The organism is Pseudomonas sp. GW821-FHT09C10 (assembly GCF_059418085.1).
The window spans coordinates 133,172-150,304 of record NZ_JBWKPE010000015.1 but is presented as its reverse complement, the minus strand read 5'-3'; the positions used below and the strand labels follow the sequence as shown (position 1 = coordinate 150,304).

Annotated in this window: 17 protein-coding genes; 7 read left to right on the top strand and 10 right to left on the bottom strand. The window is 62.1% G+C overall.

Annotated features, from left to right (window positions below):
- Positions 1-71 precede the first annotated feature (71 nt).
- Positions 72-842, top strand: coding sequence for a methanethiol S-methyltransferase (gene mddA, locus AC07OT_RS25135; RefSeq protein WP_495109340.1), 771 nt, complete (start codon positions 72-74; stop codon positions 840-842).
- A gap of 531 nt (positions 843-1,373) precedes the next feature.
- Positions 1,374-1,613, top strand: coding sequence for a DUF6124 family protein (locus AC07OT_RS25130; protein WP_495101665.1), 240 nt, complete (start codon positions 1,374-1,376; stop codon positions 1,611-1,613).
- Between the two features lie 156 nt (positions 1,614-1,769).
- Here the strand turns inward: AC07OT_RS25130 and AC07OT_RS25125 are convergent, their stop codons facing one another.
- From AC07OT_RS25125 to AC07OT_RS25110, 4 genes are all read right to left on the bottom strand, one after another.
- Entirely contained in the window at positions 1,770-2,429 is a 660-nt protein-coding gene (locus AC07OT_RS25125) for an ATPase (RefSeq protein ID WP_495109308.1), read from the bottom strand.
- Positions 2,430-2,509: 80 nt separating this feature from the next.
- Positions 2,510-2,800 (bottom strand): hypothetical protein, encoded by a 291-nt coding sequence (locus AC07OT_RS25120; protein WP_065941838.1) that lies wholly within the window; start codon positions 2,798-2,800, stop codon positions 2,510-2,512.
- A 141-nt stretch (positions 2,801-2,941) separates the two neighbouring features.
- On the bottom strand, positions 2,942-3,850 hold the full coding sequence (glsB, locus tag AC07OT_RS25115) for a glutaminase B (RefSeq protein WP_027607252.1): 909 nt from the start codon (positions 3,848-3,850) through the stop codon (positions 2,942-2,944).
- Positions 3,851-4,199: 349 nt separating this feature from the next.
- Positions 4,200-4,610: a hypothetical protein gene (locus AC07OT_RS25110; protein WP_108572745.1), complete on the bottom strand. Its 411-nt coding sequence runs from the start codon at positions 4,608-4,610 to the stop codon at positions 4,200-4,202.
- A gap of 110 nt (positions 4,611-4,720) precedes the next feature.
- Here AC07OT_RS25110 and AC07OT_RS25105 point away from each other — a divergent pair, with 110 nt between their 5' ends.
- Positions 4,721-5,569 carry an AraC family transcriptional regulator gene (locus tag AC07OT_RS25105; protein ID WP_092357382.1) on the top strand — a complete coding sequence of 283 codons (849 nt, stop codon included), beginning with the start codon at positions 4,721-4,723 and terminating at the stop codon, positions 5,567-5,569.
- On the opposite strand, the gene AC07OT_RS25100 is transcribed toward AC07OT_RS25105, so the two are convergent.
- Genes AC07OT_RS25100 through AC07OT_RS25090 form a run of 3 tightly spaced genes read right to left on the bottom strand, consistent with a single transcriptional unit; the run spans position 5,570 to position 8,386 of the window.
- Positions 5,570-6,358 carry an ABC transporter ATP-binding protein gene (locus AC07OT_RS25100; RefSeq protein WP_495109307.1) on the bottom strand — a complete coding sequence of 263 codons (789 nt, stop codon included), beginning with the start codon at positions 6,356-6,358 and terminating at the stop codon, positions 5,570-5,572.
- Entirely contained in the window at positions 6,352-7,341 is a 990-nt protein-coding gene (locus AC07OT_RS25095) for an ABC transporter permease (protein WP_115488613.1), read from the bottom strand. The genes AC07OT_RS25100 and AC07OT_RS25095 overlap by 7 nt, the downstream gene beginning before the upstream one ends.
- Positions 7,328-8,386: an ABC transporter substrate-binding protein gene (locus AC07OT_RS25090; RefSeq protein WP_495109306.1), complete on the bottom strand. Its 1,059-nt coding sequence runs from the start codon at positions 8,384-8,386 to the stop codon at positions 7,328-7,330. The genes AC07OT_RS25095 and AC07OT_RS25090 overlap by 14 nt, the downstream gene beginning before the upstream one ends.
- Positions 8,387-8,621: 235 nt before the next feature.
- Between AC07OT_RS25090 and AC07OT_RS25085 the strand changes: the two genes are divergently transcribed.
- Positions 8,622-9,566: an aliphatic sulfonate ABC transporter substrate-binding protein gene (locus AC07OT_RS25085; RefSeq protein WP_065941833.1), complete on the top strand. Its 945-nt coding sequence runs from the start codon at positions 8,622-8,624 to the stop codon at positions 9,564-9,566.
- Between the two features lie 344 nt (positions 9,567-9,910).
- Here AC07OT_RS25085 and AC07OT_RS25080 read toward each other — a convergent pair whose 3' ends face one another.
- From AC07OT_RS25080 to AC07OT_RS25070, 3 genes are read right to left on the bottom strand one after another with little or no spacing between them, the layout of a single operon-like run.
- Positions 9,911-11,386, bottom strand: a complete 1,476-nt coding sequence (locus AC07OT_RS25080) for an FGGY family carbohydrate kinase (protein WP_495109305.1) — start codon at positions 11,384-11,386, stop codon at positions 9,911-9,913.
- A gap of 5 nt (positions 11,387-11,391) precedes the next feature.
- Positions 11,392-12,324: a transketolase family protein gene (locus AC07OT_RS25075; protein WP_495109304.1), complete on the bottom strand. Its 933-nt coding sequence runs from the start codon at positions 12,322-12,324 to the stop codon at positions 11,392-11,394.
- A complete protein-coding gene (locus AC07OT_RS25070) occupies positions 12,314-13,150 on the bottom strand; it encodes a transketolase (RefSeq protein ID WP_053134374.1) in 837 nt (278 codons plus the stop codon). Before AC07OT_RS25070 ends, AC07OT_RS25075 begins: the two co-directional genes overlap by 11 nt.
- A 361-nt stretch (positions 13,151-13,511) precedes the next feature.
- On the opposite strand from AC07OT_RS25070, the gene AC07OT_RS25065 reads away from it, so the two are divergent.
- The 3 genes from AC07OT_RS25065 to AC07OT_RS25055 are packed head-to-tail and all read left to right on the top strand — an operon-like array spanning position 13,512 to position 17,029.
- Complete coding sequence (locus tag AC07OT_RS25065; protein WP_027607262.1) at positions 13,512-14,519, top strand: ABC transporter permease; 1,008 nt, start codon at positions 13,512-13,514, stop codon at positions 14,517-14,519.
- Positions 14,520-14,569: 50 nt separating this feature from the next.
- Positions 14,570-15,502, top strand: coding sequence for a sugar ABC transporter substrate-binding protein (locus AC07OT_RS25060; protein WP_065941828.1), 933 nt, complete (start codon positions 14,570-14,572; stop codon positions 15,500-15,502).
- A 15-nt stretch (positions 15,503-15,517) separates the two neighbouring features.
- Positions 15,518-17,029 (top strand): sugar ABC transporter ATP-binding protein, encoded by a 1,512-nt coding sequence (locus tag AC07OT_RS25055; protein WP_115488607.1) that lies wholly within the window; start codon positions 15,518-15,520, stop codon positions 17,027-17,029.
- The last annotated feature ends 104 nt before the right edge of the window (positions 17,030-17,133 follow it).

Here is a 17,133-nt window from a genome sequence, read left to right as displayed (position 1 = left end):
AAAACCCGCTAGGCTTAGCCATGGACTGGCTGACCTGCGGGTTTGCGGTCTATTCATCCTGTGGGAAAGGCATGCTCATGCAACTCGACAACACTCGCACCGCCCGTGTCATCGGACTGGTGTACAGCGCCTGCTGCTATTTGGCGTTCCTGTTCACGTGTTTGTATCTAATCGGCTTCGTCGGCAGCGTGGCGGTGCCCAAGAACATCAACGATGGCCCCCACGTCGCGTGGCCAGTCGCCGTGCTGATCAACGGCGCGCTGATCCTGCTGTTCGGCGTCCAGCACACGGCCATGGCGCGCAAAGGCTTCAAGCAGTGGCTGGCGGCAGTCATTCCGACCTCCGTGGAACGCTCCACGTATGTGCTGCTCAGCAGCCTGGTGCTGATGCTGATGTTCTGGCTGTGGCAACCGATGCCGCTCACCGTCTGGAAGGTTGAAACGACGTGGGCCAAGGCCGTGTTGATTGGCTTGTTCGGGCTGGGCTGGTGCATCGCTTTACTGGCAACCTTTTTGATCGACCACTTCGAACTGTTCGGGCTCAAGCAAGCTATCGACCGTTGGCGCAAAACCACACCACGGGCGCCAGTATTCAGGACGCCGCTGTTTTACAGGATCGTGCGCCACCCGCTGTATCTCGGCTTCCTGATCGCCTTTTGGGCAACGCCACACATGACGGCCGGGCACCTGTTGTTTGCGACAGGGATGACGGTTTACCTCTTCATTGGCGCCAGCTTTGAAGAAAAGGACCTGGTGGCGTTGTTTGGTGAGCGGTATCGGCGCTACCAGCAAGAGGTGGGCATGATTTTGCCGGGGTCGAAGACGCGCAAAAAAGGACGCTGAATAGGCGTTTGTGGCGAGCGGGCTTGTCCCGCGCTGGGCTGCGCAGCAGCCCCAAAACCAGGCTCAGAGGAGTGCCTGATACACCGCATTCATCTTCATCAGGGGCGCTTCGCCCCCCAACGCGGGACAAGCCCGCTCACCACAGAGGTCCCAGTTTGCTTCACGACAGCGCTACGTCGAAGAGGTAGTGGAACCTCCCTCGCCACAGGATGTAGCGTCCGGCCATGAGGTCCCTAGGACTTATCCCACGACTGTTTCAGGTTGTCGCTCGGAACTTCGCTGACTAACCTCCGTGCCGTCGCTGCCAATTCAGCGACCGGATTTGACCGTCCGACTTCAAAGAGCAACTGCGCCAACCCCGAGCTTAGGCGTTTTTTTATGTCTGATGTATCGTGTCGCGGCAGCTGTACGCGGGATACCTTAGGGTATGCCGGTTTTGTTCTTTGGGCCGGTCGGTCAACCCGCGTACAGCTGCCACCCTCTTCGATTGACCGCGAATCGTGGCAGCCCCATTTACAAAGGAGCTTCACCATGATTAAAGACCGCCCCAATCCCCCAGAAAAACTCTTCACCGTGCGCCCTGACCTCGGCACGGAAACCCTGCTGGTCAACGCCTCCCAGGATCTATCCTCCATCACCGATATCGCCACGCACCTGGCCTTTGAAATCGACGGCGCCCAACGCAATGTGGCGTTGGGCATCTGCCGAATGCTGGAAGGTGTGCAACTGTTGGTGGACAAGGTGCTGGACGAAACTCACCCGGCAGCCTGACATAAAAGACATGGGGCGCCTGCGCTATTTTCGGCGCCCTCCCGAAAGACCCGGAACAGAAAGTTACCGTTTGGGCTCGTCGTCCCTACTGCAAGACCGCACCTTCGCCCTACTCACCAGCATCGCCTTGTTGTAGTGGACTTGTTTGTGAAGCGGCTACGTCAACTTATCGATGACGTATTGCTGAAACCACGCAGGCTGGGTGTCCGCAACAATATCGATATCCTCGCCTTCTGTAATCTCGGCAAGTTGCGCAAAACTGGGCTCGCCGTCTTGCGAATTATCAAAGATATAGGCTCGATTGGATAAAAGTATCGCCTCAGACAAGTTTTCCAGAGAGCGCTTATAACGAGATCGAATCTTGTCCGGTGGTACATCATGACCACCTATAGAGGCCCGGTAGGCAACCCGGGCAACGTTAATATCAGCATCCGCGGTAGCAACGTAATAAACGTATACCCTATAACCGGCAGCTTTCGCCTGCCTTAGCAGTTCAATTTTGCTGCCGTCCGACATGACTGTCTCGAATGTAAAACTTACGCGTTCTTCAATCAGAGACACCCGAATAAAATCGGCAAGAGCAGAAGCGATATAAGAGTCGATGTTGCGCGAAGCAAAAATGATCCGCTCACCCTTGACGGCCAGGTCGTCCAGTTTGGCGAGGGAGTCGGGAAATTTTGAAAGCAGTGAATGACTGCGCAAGAACGCGATCACGCACTCGGCGGAGCGGTATAGCCCGAAGACAGTAAAGTCAAAAACACCCGTTTCACGAATGCCTAGCTCAATCGCATCGGGATTGATGTAATTGACCAGCAAGTGGGCCGGAACCTTCGAGTTGAATGTGCTCTTTCCGCTCCCGTTCGGCCCGGCGAACATACGGACGCGAGGGGTCGTACTCAAGCCTGAATCTGCGCCTGAGCAGACCGACGGTCCAACAAGGACTTTCTGGTTTTCAAGCGCGTACCAGCCTTGAGTGTGCCGTAGGTTTCCACAGGGCGGATAACTAACGTTTCCGTATTGGAAACTTTAACCAATTGACCAGCACGCACCACAAGCACGGATTCTCCTTTAGAAAGGGCAACCTCGTAGGCATCCCTGAATGCTTTGGCCGCAATGGAGGGAATACTTGATTCCTGGGCAAGAATTTGTGCCTCAGTAATTGGGGGCTTAACTTTTTTACGTGACATGTTGGTCTCCGGCTCAGGACAAGGACTGATCAATGGCAACGAGCATAGATCACCTCAGGCGTCGAACGCTGGCTCGACTTTACCTCAATGTGTGTCCCATGTCCTGCTGTGGGATGTCCAACCCTCCAAGTGGTTTCGCACTCAAAACACCGACCACCCAATCCGCTCACTCAACAACTCCAACGCCTTGATCCCCGCCAGCGAGTTGCCCGCCGCGTTCAATTCCGGCGACCACACGCACACCGTAAACTGCCCCGGCACCACCGCGACAATGCCGCCGCCCACACCGCTCTTGCCCGGCAAGCCCACACGGTAGGCAAAGTTGCCCGCCTCGTCATACAGTCCGCTGGTGGCCATGATCGAGTTGACTTGCTTGGTCTGCCGCGCGGTAAGGATCTGTTCGCCGCTGTGGGCACTGGTGCCCTCGTTGGCGAGGAAGCTGAACGCCTTGGCCAGGTCCAGGCAGCTCATCTGCAGGGCGCAGTAGTTGAAGTAGCTGTGCAGCACCGCATCCACATCGTTGTGGAAGTTGCCGAAGGACTTCATCAGGTAGGCCATGGCGGCGTTACGTGCGCCGTGCTGGGCTTCGGAGTCGGCGACGACGCTGTTGACCAGGATCTGCGGGTTGCCCGACAGGCGCCGCACGAAGTCGCGCATCGACAGAATCGGCACGGCAAAGCGTGATTGGTTGATGTCGCAGATCACCAGCGCGCCGGCATTGATGAAGGGGTTACGCGGGCGGCCGCGTTCGAATTCCAGTTGCACCAACGAGTTGAACGGTTGCCCCGAAGGCTCGTGGCCCAGGCGTTCCCAGATGGTTTCACCGCCATGGTCGATGGCCTGCACCAGGCTGAACACCTTGGAAATGCTCTGCACCGAGAACAGCGTATCGGCGTCACCGGCGCGGTAGGCCGAGCCGTCATTGCCGTACACCGCGATGCCCAGTTGGTTGGCCGGTACATCGGCCAGCGCGGGAATGTAGTCGGCGACTTTGCCGAGGCCGATCAGGGGGCGCACTTCGTCGAGGATCGACTCCAGCAGCGCCTGCATGTCTTGTCCTGTCATCTGTCTTTGAATCGGTGGAAAGAGGGGTGCGGAGGATACTTCAATGGGCGCGGAAGCCCCACACAATCTCTACCACCCGCTCGGCCACCACCAGATAAACCAGGATCAGCAACAGCTGCAATGAAAGGTGATAACGCAGCTTGGCCAGCCCCCGACCGGCGAGAAAGACCTGCCCCTGTGGCGAGCGGGCTTGCCCGCGTTGGGGTGCGAAGCGCCCCTGATGAAGACGAATGCGGTGTATCAGGCACGCCTAAGCGCCTGGTTTTGGGGCCGCTGCGCAGCCCGGCGCGGGGCAAGCCCGCTCACCACAGAGAGAGAGTCGGGTCGCGTCCGTTCAAAAATGCGCCACATCCGACACTCGCTCATCCAGCACATCCCGCGCCAGCGCCCAGGCCTGGTCCTTGGATTCCACCACCAACAACGGATAGCCCCAGGCCTTGCCGAACATCTGCGCAAACGGCTTGAGTGCCAGGCGTTTGGCCGCGCTGGGCTCGACCTGGATCATGCCCTTGACGAACGTGCGCAGCGCCTGTCGATGCTTCTTCATCCAGATCGAGGCTTGCTTGCGCTGTTCATGGGAATGTTCGTGATGGGTTTCGTCCACGGCTTTTTCGTGCAGCAGCAGGAAGGATTGCTGGCGTGCCAACAGGTCTTCGAAGACCCGGAAGGCGTCTTCCGGCCCGCCTTGGTTCGGCGCATCGAAGACGATTTTCACCACAGGGAACGTTGTACTGTCGAGTCGCATGGCAAAGCTCCTTAATGAGAGTGGATCTCAATATAAAGCTCGAACCCCTGGACGGCATTGCACAGAATAGCCAGACTGTTTCGCAATCCGGCCAACCTGCGATCTCCGCCATGAAGCACCACCGTCTTGATCTGCTCGACCCGTTGATGGCCAAGGACGCCGACCTGTTCCCCCGCGCCGTGGTGGCCGTGGGCGCCACCAGCACGTCGGACACCTGGGAACATGCCCAGCACGCCCACCGCAAGGGCCAGTTGATGTACACCCTGCGCGGGGTCATCCACTGTGAAATCGAAGCGGGGATCTGGATCGTGCCGCCCCAGTGCGCACTGTGGATTCCCGGCGGTACGCCCCATGCGGCGCGTGGCTCTGGCGAGGCCGAGGTGTATTGCCTGTTGATCGACCCCGACGCCGCCCACGCCCTGCCGCCGCAATGCTGCACCCTGGCCGTGTCCGGGTTGCTGCACGAGCTGATCAGCAAGGCCGTCAGCTTCCCGCAATTCTATGACGAGGCCGGCGCCCAAGGCCGCTTGATCAGCACCTTGCTGGATGAACTGGCCGCCGCCCCGGTCGAAGCCCTGCACCTGCCCATGCCCCAGGACGCACGCTTGCGCCGCCTGGCCAACAGCCTGCTGGCCGACCCGACCGATAAAGCCACCCTCGGCCAGTGGGCGGTGCGCATCGGCATGAGCGAGCGCAGCATGACGCGCCTGTTGCTGGAGGAACTGGGCTTGAGTTTCGGCCGCTGGCGCCGGCAGTTGCATGTGATCCTGTCCCTGCAACGGCTGGCCAAGGGTGAAAGTGTGCAACGGGTGGCCCTGGACCTGGGTTATGAAAACGCCAGCGGCTTCATCACCATGTTCCGCAAGGCGGTAGGCCAGCCGCCCGCGCGTTACCTGGCGGACCGTGCCGGTGTGTCAAGTACGACCACCCAGGCCATTGCGCTGAAAGACGCCCACTGACTACCAGTTTTCGCCCAACCCCAGCAGGCCTAGTATCTGCCGCCGCAGGTCCACCAGGTAAGGATCGTCCCGGTGCCGTGGATACGGCCTATCAATGCTCAACTGTGCCTGGATCTTCGCCGGGCGGTCGCTGAACACAATCACCCGGTTGGCCAGCAGCAAGGCTTCTTCCACATCGTGGGTCACCAGCAGGGCCGTGTAGCCCTGGCGCTGCCACAGGTCGATCAGCTCTTTTTGCATGGTGATGCGGGTCAGGGAGTCGAGTTTGCCCAGGGGTTCGTCGAGGATCAGCAACCGCGGCTGGTTGACCAGGGCACGGGCCAACGCCACCCGCTGGGCCATGCCGCCGGACAATTGCCGTGGATAGGCGCGGGCGAACGGGCCAAGGCCGACCTTATGCAGGGCCTCATCGACCCTGGCCGAATGAGTCTTGAGCAGGCCTTGGGCTTCGAGGCCGAGGGCGACGTTGTCCCATACGCGGCGCCACGGGTACAGGGTGGGGTCCTGGAACACCACCACGCGGCTTGGGTCCGGGCCGGTGATGGGTTCGCCATCGGCCAACAGCCGTCCGGAGTCCGCCGGCTCCAGCCCCGCCACCAGGCGCAGCAAGGTGGACTTGCCGCAACCCGAAGGCCCGAGCAATGCCACAAATTCTCCCGGCGCCACGTCCAGGGACACCCGCTCCAACACCGGCAAATGCCGGCCGTCCAGCGCAAAACCATGGCTGAGGTTTTCTATGCGCAGCGCCAATCCTTCCGAAGCCGATACCGCGTGTGCCAGGGCTACCATTTCATCGCTCCTTTCTGCCAGGCCAGCAACCGATCACGCACCAGGAACAACCCGGTGATCAACCCCGAACAGGCCAGCGCCATGATCAGCAGTGCGGCGTACATGTTCGCGTAGGCCGCCCAGCCCTGGGCCCATTGCAGGTACCAGCCGATGCCGGATTTGACCCCCATCATTTCCGCCACCACCAAGGTGGAAAATGAGGCGCCCAGGCCCATGAACAGGCCGACGAAGACGTGGGGCAGCGCGGCGGGAATCGCCACCTTGAAAATCAGAAAACCCGGCCGGGCGCCAAGGGTGCGCGCCACGTCGTAATAGGCTTTATCGACGCTGGCCACGCCGGACCAGGTGAGCACCGTGACCGGAAACCAGGTGGCCAGGGCGATCAAAAACACACTCGCACTCCAACTGCTCGGAAACAGGAAAAAACACAGCGGCAACAACGCCGTCGACGGCACCGGGCCGAGGATGCGCAGCACCGGGTGCAGCCAGTAGCCGATACGCGTGGACCAGCCAATGGCAACACCGGCGACAAACCCGGTGGCCGCGCCCAGCGCCACCCCCGAGCCCAGCAGCAGCGCCGAATGCAGCAGGCTGTCGGCCAGGCGTGCGTAGTCTTCGATGTACACCGCGAGCAAGGCTTGGGGCGGCGCGAAGAATGGCACCGGCAACAGCGCAAGCTTGGCGGTGAGCAATTCCCAGAGGCCCAGCAGCACCGGCAAGGCGATCAGCCAGGGCGCGGCCGTGCGCAAGCGCAGCGCGAGTGTCGACAGCCTGCGCCCCAGCAGGCTTAGCACAATAAACAACGCCGCCACGCCCACACAGAGGTTGGCCAGGCCCTGAGTCAACGGCCAATTGCGCACCGCGTTGGGCCAGTAACTGATCAGCAGCGCGACGGCCACCCAGGCCGTCACCACCGCCGCGCCTTGCCACCCGAGCTTGAGCGCCACAGGCGGGTTGAGGACGGTTGCGTCAGTTGAAGACATCGGCGGTGATCTCCTGGGCAAACGCGATCGGGTCGGTGCCTTTGCTGATCACTTCCACGGTTTTCAGGTCGGTGACGTAGGTGGTGATCTCCTGGGTCAGCGCCGCGCCGACCGCGTGGTGGCCGTGGGTGTGGTCGTGGAGGATCGCCTGGACTTCTTCGGTGGAGGTGTTCAGAGCGTAGGCCTGGAAGCCTTTGGCAACTTCCTCCGGGTGCTGCACGGAATAGTCATGGGCCTCAAGGATCGCCTGGGTCAGCGCCGCGACCACGCGCTTGTCTTCACGCACCAATTTGCCGGTGACGCCGACCACGCAGCAACTGAGGTTGGCGTATTCCTCCACCAGGTTGGTGGACAACTCACGCGCCACGCCGGACTTGATCAGGCGGTACATGAACGGGTCACTGCCGCTCACCGCCTGCACTTCGCCACGCTCCAGCGCCGTGCCGAGCAGGTCGGCCGGGTACAGGCGCCACTCCACATCGCGCACCGGGTCGACGCCGTGTTTTTTCAGCAGGATCGAAAAGAAGTTGCGGTCCGGGCTGGCCATGTCGGTCACGCCAATGGCCTTGCCCTTGAGGTCTTCCAGCTTGCTCACACCGCCGTTGGCGGCACTGAGCAACCGCAGGCAACCGCCATGGGTGCCGGCGGTGAGCTTCACGTCAAAGCCCTGCTCCAGGGCCTTGAGCCAACGCAACGCCATGCCCACGCCTGCGTCGGCCTTGCCGGTGGCGATGGCTTCCAGCAAGACCTCGGTGGAGTTGCCGAAGTTGACCAACTCCACGTCCAGGTTGTGCTTGCTGAAGAAGCCTTGCCCATGGGCGATCACCACAGGCGCCAGGCACACCGCGTTGAGGTTCACCGCCAGCTTGAGTTTACGCGGCGCGTCGAGGCGGATGAACTCACCGGTGCCGGCGGGCTCCTGGGCGATGTTGTGGCCGGCATGTGCGTCGGCGGCAAAGCCCAGGCGCGGCAGCGACAGGCTGGCCAGGGTCAGGCCGGCCAGGCCCAGGAGGCGGCGACGGGTCAGGTGATCAAAAGCAGCCATGCGAAGTATCCCTATTGAATGGGTCAGCCCGCTCCAGAGAAAGGCCGAAAGCGACAAAAATTCCATTTTGATTATATTAATGACTGACTTTTATGAAAGAACCATATAATTCTATGGTTATGCCTGATGGGCAGGAAGCGGCTGAAAGCGCCCTAAGCTCAGATCGAAAGAGTATTTATCGAATGGTTTTCAGATCATTAAGCTTGGATCTATTTCGCTGAAGATCGAGCCCACCATGTCCCTTCGTCGTCCCCTCGCCGCTGTATTAGGATTGCTGGCCTTTTCCGTTGCCGTCAGTGCGCACGCCCAGGAAACCGTGCGCATCGGTTACCAGAAATCCTCCACGCTGATCACCCTGCTGAAAACCCAGGGCACCCTGGAGAAAGCCCTCAAGGCCGACAACATCGAGGTGAGCTGGCATGAGTTCCCCAGCGGCCTGCCGCTGCTGGAAGCGCTGAACGTCGGCAATGTGGACATCAGCGCCGACGTGGCCGACACCGTGCCGATCTTCGCCCAGGCCGCCCAGGCCAAACTCACCTACTTCGCCCAGGAAGCGCCCTCGCCTTCGGCCCAGGCCATCGTGGTACGCAAGGACTCGCCGATCCAACAGTTGGCGGACTTGAAGGGCAAGAAGATCGCGGTAACCAAGGCCGCCGGTACCCACTATCTGTTGATTGCCGCGCTGGCCAAGGCCGGCCTGGCGTTCTCGGATATCGAGCCGGCTTACCTGTCGCCGGCCGATGGCCGCGCGGCGTTCGAGAACAACAAGGTGGACGCCTGGGTCACCTGGGAACCCTTCCTCACCAGCGTGCAGCGCCAACTGCCGACGCGCACCCTGGCGGACGGTGCCGGGCTGGCCAGCTACAAGCGCTATTACCTGACCGGCACGCCCTACGCCAAGGCGCACCCGGAGGTATTGAAGGTGGTGTACGCGCAGCTGGAAAACGCCGGCCACTGGGTAAAAACCAACCCGCAGGACGCGGCAAAAGTGCTCGGCCCGCTATGGGGCAACCTGGATGCAGCCACGGTGGAAGCGGCGAATGCGCACCGCAGTTATCAGGTGCAGCCGGTGACGATTGAGCAGTTGGGTGAGCAGCAGAAGATTGCCGATGCGTTCTTCAAGGCGGGGTTGTTGCCCAAGGCGGTGGATGCCAAGGATGTGCAGACCTGGCGGCCTTGAAGGCGGGTGTGATCTCAATGTGGGAGGGGCGGTGCGACGATTCGACTTGCCCTCGATGGGCATGGGTATCTACACAACTTTTCAGACTCTGACAAATATCCCTGTGGTGAGCGGGCTTGTCCCGCGCTGGGCTGTGTAGCAGCCCCAGTAAAGAAGAATGCGGTGTATCAGACACTCTGTAGAGGCTGGTTTTGGGGCTGCTACGCAGCCCAACGCGGGCGGTGCGACGATTCGACAAGCCCGGTCACCACAACAGCCCCGGACGTTCAGTGTTGAGTCAACGTTATGTAGATCCCTATGCTCATCGGCGGCAAGCCCCTCCCACATTTGGTTTGCATATGCGGTTAGAGGAGTGTGCGGGCTAGAGCCTTTTTCCACTCTGAGTAACGCTCCGCCATCGCCGGATCCTCCTGCGGCTCAAAGCGCTCGCGCTGGCGTTCCAACTGCCCCAGCGCCGCATCACTCGCCCACACCCCCAACGCCCGACCCGCCAGGTGCGCGGCGCCCAATGCCGACACCTCCGGCGACAGGCTGCGAACCACCGGGCGTTGCAGCAGGTTGGCGAGGAACTGCATCAGCCAGCGGTTGCGCGTGGCGCCGCCATCCACCCACAGTTCCTTGAGCGGGCTGCCGATGTCTTGCTGCATGGCCTCGAACACATCGCGAATCTGATAGCCGATGGATTCCAGCGCCGCGCGCAGGATATGCGCGCCGGACGTGGCTTCGCTCAACCCGCAGATGAGTCCACGGGCGTCGGCCTTCCAGTGCGGTGCGCCGAGGCCGGACAGCGCCGGGACAAAATACACGCCGCCGTTATCCGGCAATTGCGCGGCCTGTTCGGTCAGCGCATCCAGGGATTCTCCCGCCACCAGCTTCGACGCCCACTGCACGGCAGCGCCGGTATGGACGATATTGCCTTCCATGCCGAAGGTGGGTTGGCTGCCGTCATGCCAGGCCAGGGTGGTCGACAGGCCATGGGTGGAGGCAATTGGGCCACTCATGGGCGTCATCAAGGACGAACCGGTGCCGAGGGTGGCCTTGACCAGCCCCGGCGCGAAACCGCCCTGCCCGTACAGCGCCGCATGGGAATCGCCGATCATCGACATCACCGGGATACCGGCGGGCAAGCCGCCCACCGCGACGGTTTCGGCGAAGAAACCGGCGCTCGGCCGGATCGGCGCCAGGGCCGCAGCCGGAATGCCGAACAACGCCAACAGCTCAGGATCCCAGGCGCAGGTGTGCAGGTTGAACAGTTGGGTACGTGCGGCGTTGGAATAGTCGGTGGCGAACACCTGGCCGCCGCTGAGTTGCCACAACAGCCAGCTGTCGACCGTGCCCAGGCAGATCTCCCCGGCAGCGGCGCGGGCGTGGCCATCCTCAAGGTGCTCGAGAATCCAGCGAAATTTGCCCGCCGAGAACATCGGGTCCAACGCCAGCCCGGTCCTTTCCAGGATCAGCGCTTCATGGCCCTGCTCATGCAGGTGCGTGCACAACGCCGTAGAGCGTCGGCACTGCCAACTGATGCACGGCGACAATGGCTCACCGGTATGCCTATCCCAAGCCACCACCGATTCACGCTGGTTGCTGATGGCCAACGCAGTGATCGGACGATCCACCTGGGCCAGGCATTCTTCAATCGCCGCCAACGTGTTTTGCCAGATCAGCAGCGGGTCCTGCTCGGAAAACCCGGCCTGGGGATGGCGGATGCTCAAGGGCCGCGAACCGCGCGCAACCACCTGGCCAAGTTCGTTGACCAGCACCGCCTTGGCGTTGCTGGTGCCTTCATCTATCGCCAGGATCAGCGGGGTGTTGTTATTCATGGGTTTCACCGCAACCGAGTGGCAGCCGCCACAATCCCAGCCGCGTCGATGTTATGCAAGGCGCGGGTCGGTTCGCGGGCACCGGCGGCGGCGTACTCGCCATCGCCGATACCCAGGCGGACCAGGGCAATGCCCAACCCGGCTTCGGCCAGCACTTCGGCGACCAGGCTGCCGACGCCGCCATTGATATTGTGTTCTTCCACACTGATGACCGCGCGGGTGCCACTCAAGGCGCTGAGCAATCCATCACGCTGCAAGGGCCGGATCGACGACAGGTTGATTACCTGGGCCTGGATGCCCTGCTCCGCCAGCAATGCCGCCGCCTCCACCGCTTCATGCACCACCGAGCCCAGGGCCACGATGCTCACATCGGCGCCCTGGCGCAGGATATCCACCCGACCGGGCACAAACTGATAGTCGGCGCCGTGCACATCGGGCAAGGCTTTGCCGTCGAGGCGGATATACACCGGGCCGTGGTAGCGCAGCGCGTAATCGATGATCTGGCGGCACTCGACGGCATCGGCCGGGGCGAAGATCTGCACATTGCCAAACCCGCGCATCACCGAAATATCGTCGAGGCTGTGGTGGGTGCTGGCGAGCGGGCCATAACTGGTGCCGGCATTCAGGCCGAACATCTTCACGTTGGCCTGGTTGTAGCAGACGTCCACCTTGATCTGCTCATTGGCCCGCGAGATCAGGAACGGCGCCGCATTGCAGGTGGCGGCGATCTTGCCGCCCAGGGCCAGGCCCGCCGCGACGCTGACCAGGGATTGCTCGGCAATGCCCACATTGATCAGCCGCTCGGGAAAGCGCTGGGCAAACGGGCCGATCTTGGCCGTGGAGGTGGAGTCGCTGACCACTGGCACTACGTCCAGCCCGGCCTCGACGGCAGCGATAAACGCTTCCACCATGACGCTCGCCAAATGTTCACTCGCCATGGTTCAACTCCTCCAGTGCTGCGTTGATTTCATCACCCTTGGGCACGCGGTGGTGCCATTCGGGGCGGGCTTCGATAAACGACACGCCCTTGCCTTTGATGGTGTGGGCGATCAGCACCTGGGGCGCGCCGGTCTTGGTCTGCATGCTTTCCAGGGCTTCGATCAATTGGCCGACGTCGTTACCGTCGCACTCGCTGACGCGGAAGCCGAAGGCCGCCCATTTCACGTCCAGTGGGTCCAGCGGCATGATCTCGGCGGTCAAACCGGCAAGCTGCAGCTTGTTCTTGTCGACGATCACAAACAGGTTATCCAGGCCGTACTTGGCCGCCGCCATCGCCGCTTCCCAGTTCGAGCCTTCGGCCAGTTCGCCGTCGCCGGTGAGCACGTAGATGCGTTTTTTGCTGCCGGACATCTTCGCCGCCAAGGCCAGCCCGACCGCCACCGGCAAACCGTGGCCGAGGGCGCCGGTGTTCAGTTCGATGCCGGGGGTTTTCTGGCGTACCGGGTGGCCGGGCAGGTGCGAGTTGAAGTGCTGGTAGGTGGGCAGCCACTCAGTGGGGATGTACCCCGCCTGCGCCAGGCAGCAGTACAAACCGCCGACGCCGTGGCCCTTGCTCTGGATATAAATATCGCGCTCGGGGTCTTCGGTGCGTTCCGGGCCGGTGTTGAGGATGCGGAAATACAGGGTGGCGAGGATGTCGGTCTCGGAAAGGTCCGCCCCGGTGTGCCCGCCCGCCGGTGAGTCGGCATTCAGGCGGATCACATGGCGACGGATCAGGCGGGCCTGTTCCTTGATCTGGTGGGCGTCGTACTGGAAGGCATTCATGCAGCGGCTCCTTTGAGGCTGACCACGCGGGGTGAAAGTGTCCAAGGCTGTCTTTGAATATTTATTCAGCAGTGACAATATATTTCTATTTAGACGCCGATCCTCCGGCAGGTCAAGTGAGCGAACCGCCGAAAAACCAAATAAAACTCGGAAACAGCCCTCGGACAAACGGCCAAAATCCCACACCGGCTCATCTAGCCCGTGGCTTTGCGCCGGGCAAAAACACCGTTTCAGCGGCAGGCAAGAAAAATTAAGCGCTTGACTTTGACACGGTGTCACTGGAATCTGAATTAACAGTCAGGCACGCATAAATATTCAAGACGCCTGAAGCACTCCAAAAAAAATAACTCAGGAGAACACTGTGGACGCCAAAGCTATTGTCCAGCACCCGGCCGAACTCAAGCCGCCACCCCGCCCGCGTATCGTCAAACTGCTGCCCAGCAATATCGGCGGCCCGCTGATCGGGCTGGTGCTGCTGGTGCTGGTCTTCTCCTTCAGTTCCGAATTCTTCTTCTCGTTGCGCAATGGCCTGAACATCCTCGATCAGGTCACGGTGCTGGGCATCCTGGCGATCGGCATGACGGCGGTGATCGTGATCGGCGGCATCGACCTGTCGGTCGGCTCGGTGCTGGCCTTCTCGATGATGATGCTCGGCTGGCTGTATCAGGATCAGGCGGTGCCGTTGGGCTTTGCGATTCCGATCTCGATTGCCAGCGGTATGCTCGCCGGGCTGGTGTCCGGCGCGTTGATCACCTACGCCAAGCTGCCACCCTTTATTGCCACGCTGACCATGATGTCGGTGGCCCGTGGCCTGGCGAATATCCTCACCGAAGGCCGGCAGATCGTCGGCTACCCGGACTGGTTCACCAGCCTGGCGACGGTGCGCCACTTTGGTTTCCTCTCGGCCACCGTGGGCCTGTTCCTGGTGATGCTGGTGGTGGCCTGGGTGTTCCTGCGTTTTCGTGCCGGTGGCCGCAACCTCTACGCCATGGGCGGCAGCCCGGAAGTGGCGCGGTTGTCGGGCATCAAGGTGCGGGCGATTACCTTGTGGGTGTACGCCATCAGCGGGGCGCTGGCCGGCATCGCCGCGGTGACCCTGGCCGCGCGCCTGGACTCTTCGCAACCGAGCGCCGGGCTGAGCCTGGAGCTGGACGCCATCGCCGCCGTGGTGATTGGCGGCGCCAGCCTCAGTGGCGGCGTCGGCAGCATCGGCGGCACTCTGGTGGGCGTGCTGATCATTGGCGTGTTGCGCAATGGCCTCAACCTGCTCGGCGTCTCGCCCTTTATTCAACAAGTGGTGATCGGCGTGGTCATCGCCCTCGCCGTCACCATCGACACCCTGCGACGCCGCTCCAGCACTGCCCGTTAAACCTGTTCGACAGTTGACACCCTCCAACAATAAAACCAGGAGTCACCGACATGTTCAGCCCCAAGAAATTGCTGTTGGCCACCGCTCTCGCCGCCGCCACCCTCACCGCTGCCGGCACCACCTGGGCCAAGGATTTGACCATCGGCCTGGCCGTGGCCAACCTGCAGGCCGACTTCTTCAACCAGATCAAGCAATCGGTGGAAGCCGAGGGCAAAGCCAAGGGGGTCAAGGTGATCACCGTGGACGCCCAGGGCAACTCCTCCACCCAGGTCAGCCAGATCGAAGACCTGATCACCCGCCAGATCGACGTGCTGATCTACATCCCGGCCGGCGCCACCGCCGCCGGTGTGCCGGTGAAAGCCGCCAAGGCTGCGGGCATCCCGGTGATCGCCGTGGACCGCAACGCCCCCGACGCACCGGGCGACACCTTTATCGCCAGCGACAGCGTGGCCGGCGCCAAGACCCTGGCCGAGTACGTGGGCAAGATCACCGAGGGCAAGGGCCGCATCGCGATCCTGCAAGGCCAGATCGGCACCACCCCCGAGAATGATCGCGCCAAAGGTTTTGAAGAGGGCCTGAAAGCCTTCCCGGACCTCAAGGTCGTCGCCCAGCAACCGGCCGAATGGGCCCAGGACAAAGGCTTCGCGGTAGCCCAGGACCTGCTCCAGCGTGACCCGAACATCACCGTGTTCTTCGGCCGCGCCGATGCCATGGCCTTGGGCGCTGCCCAGGCGGTGAAAGTCGGCAACCTCGATCATAAGGTGGTCGTGGTCGGTTTCGACGGCGACGTGGCCGGGCTCAAGGCCGTGCAAAGCGGTGTGCTGAACGCGACCATGACCCAGCAGACGCAGAAAATGGGGCGCCTGGCCGTGGCCTCGGCCATCGACCTCAAAGCCGGCAAGACCCTGCCCAAGGAGCAGTTGTTGCCCACCGTGCTGACCACTAAAGAAAACGTCGCGCCGTTCCTGCAACAGCACCCGTAAGCCTTGGAGGTCGTCATGCAAGCAGCAGCCGTTGACACCGCTCGATCCGACGCGGTGCTGTGCCTGCGCAATATCAGCAAGGCTTACGGGCCGGTGCAGGTGTTGTCGCAGGTCAACGTGGACATTCGCCCCGGCGAGGTATTGGCCCTGCTCGGTGAGAACGGCGCGGGCAAGTCGACCTTGTCGTCGATCATCGCCGGGCTGGTGCAACCCGAAGCCGGGGGCAGCATGACCTGGCTCGGCGCGCCCTACGCCCCCGCTTCACCGGGGGCCGCGCTGGGTGCCGGGATCGGCCTGATCCACCAGGAAATCCGCCTGCTGCCGCAACTGTCGATTGCCGAGAACATCTTCGTCGGCCGCCTGCCCATGCGCCGTGGGCGGGTGGACCGCGAGTACATGGAGGCCCAGGCGCAGATCCAACTCGAACGCCTGGGCCTCAAGGTGCCGGCCTCGCGCAAGGTCGAAGGCCTGAGCGTGGCGGCCCAGCAACTGGTGGAAATCGCCAAGGCGCTGACGCTGAAGGCCAGCCTGTTGATCCTCGATGAACCCACCGCTGCATTGGGTGGCGAAGAAACCGAGCTGCTGTTCAAGCAGGTGGAACGGCTGAAGGCCGAGGGTGTGTCGTTTATCTATATCAGCCACCGCCTGGAAGAAATCGCACGCATCGCCGACCGCGTGCTGGTGCTGCGCGACGGTCGCCAGATCGCCCTGCATGCTACGGCCCAGGTGCCGGTGCGGGAGTTGGTGGAGCAGATGGTCGGGCGCAGCCTGGAGCGGATCTTCCCTGCGTTGCAGGCGCCCCAGGAGCAGGTGATGTTGCAGGTCAAGGATTTGACCTGCCGTGAGTTTGCCTTGCACGGCATCGACTTCAGCGTGCGTGCCGGCGAGGTATTCGGCATTGCCGGGGTGGTCGGCGCCGGGCGAACCGAGCTGGTGCGTACCATTGCCGGCGCGGCCCAGGATATCCGGGGCCATATGGTGCTGGATGGCGAGGTCCGCCAGTTGCGCTCGCCCTTCGAGGCGATCCAGGCCGGCGTGGTGCTGGTGCCCGAAGACCGCAAGCAGCAAGGCGTGGTGGTGGAACACCGTATCGAAGACAACCTGATCTACGGCAACACCGACCTGCTGGATAAACGCGGCTGGGTGTTCCCTGCCCCGCTGCGCGAATTCGCGCGCACGGCGGTGGCGCGACTCGGTGTGAAAGGTGCGCCGCAGTCGCGGATCTCCAGCTTGTCCGGCGGTAACCAGCAGAAAGTGATCATCGCCAAGTGGCTGGCGCGCAACCCCAAGGTGTTCATCCTCGATGAGCCCACACGCGGCATCGACGTGGGTGCGCGGGCGGCGATTTATGAAGTGATCGCGGACCTGGCGGCCAAGGGCATGGCGGTGATTGTGGTCAGTTCCGACCTGGATGAAGTGCTGGGCTTGTCCCACCGGGTGATGGTGATGAGCCGGGGACGGCAGATGGGGATTCTGGAGCGCGGTGAGGCCACGCCGGTGTCGGTGATGGAAATGGCTACCGCCTAGGAACCCGGTCCTCACAGACAATGGAGATCAACTGTGGGAGGGGGCTTGCCCCCGATGAGGGAGTGTCAGCAGATGCATCTGTCACTGAACCACCGCTATCGGGA

Bases quoted from the DNA above. Each gene is read 5' to 3' on its own strand.
- AC07OT_RS25080 (WP_495109305.1), bottom strand. From the start codon at position 11,386: ATGAATAACAACACCCCGCTGATCCTGGCGATAGATGAAGGCACCAGC.
- AC07OT_RS25085 (WP_065941833.1), top strand. From the start codon at position 8,622: ATGTCCCTTCGTCGTCCCCTCGCCGCTGTATTAGGATTGCTGGCCTTT.
- AC07OT_RS25095 (WP_115488613.1), bottom strand. From the start codon at position 7,341: ATGTCTTCAACTGACGCAACCGTCCTCAACCCGCCTGTGGCGCTCAAG.
- AC07OT_RS25055 (WP_115488607.1), top strand. From the start codon at position 15,518: ATGCAAGCAGCAGCCGTTGACACCGCTCGATCCGACGCGGTGCTGTGC.
- glsB (WP_027607252.1), bottom strand. From the start codon at position 3,850: ATGCAGGCGCTGCTGGAGTCGATCCTCGACGAAGTGCGCCCCCTGATC.
- AC07OT_RS25120 (WP_065941838.1), bottom strand. From the start codon at position 2,800: ATGTCACGTAAAAAAGTTAAGCCCCCAATTACTGAGGCACAAATTCTT.
- AC07OT_RS25110 (WP_108572745.1), bottom strand. From the start codon at position 4,610: ATGCGACTCGACAGTACAACGTTCCCTGTGGTGAAAATCGTCTTCGAT.
- AC07OT_RS25100 (WP_495109307.1), bottom strand. From the start codon at position 6,358: ATGGTAGCCCTGGCACACGCGGTATCGGCTTCGGAAGGATTGGCGCTG.
- mddA (WP_495109340.1), top strand. From the start codon at position 72: ATGCTCATGCAACTCGACAACACTCGCACCGCCCGTGTCATCGGACTG.
- AC07OT_RS25070 (WP_053134374.1), bottom strand. From the start codon at position 13,150: ATGAATGCCTTCCAGTACGACGCCCACCAGATCAAGGAACAGGCCCGC.
- AC07OT_RS25075 (WP_495109304.1), bottom strand. From the start codon at position 12,324: ATGGCGAGTGAACATTTGGCGAGCGTCATGGTGGAAGCGTTTATCGCT.
- AC07OT_RS25060 (WP_065941828.1), top strand. From the start codon at position 14,570: ATGTTCAGCCCCAAGAAATTGCTGTTGGCCACCGCTCTCGCCGCCGCC.
- AC07OT_RS25090 (WP_495109306.1), bottom strand. From the start codon at position 8,386: ATGGCTGCTTTTGATCACCTGACCCGTCGCCGCCTCCTGGGCCTGGCC.
- AC07OT_RS25105 (WP_092357382.1), top strand. From the start codon at position 4,721: ATGAAGCACCACCGTCTTGATCTGCTCGACCCGTTGATGGCCAAGGAC.
- AC07OT_RS25130 (WP_495101665.1), top strand. From the start codon at position 1,374: ATGATTAAAGACCGCCCCAATCCCCCAGAAAAACTCTTCACCGTGCGC.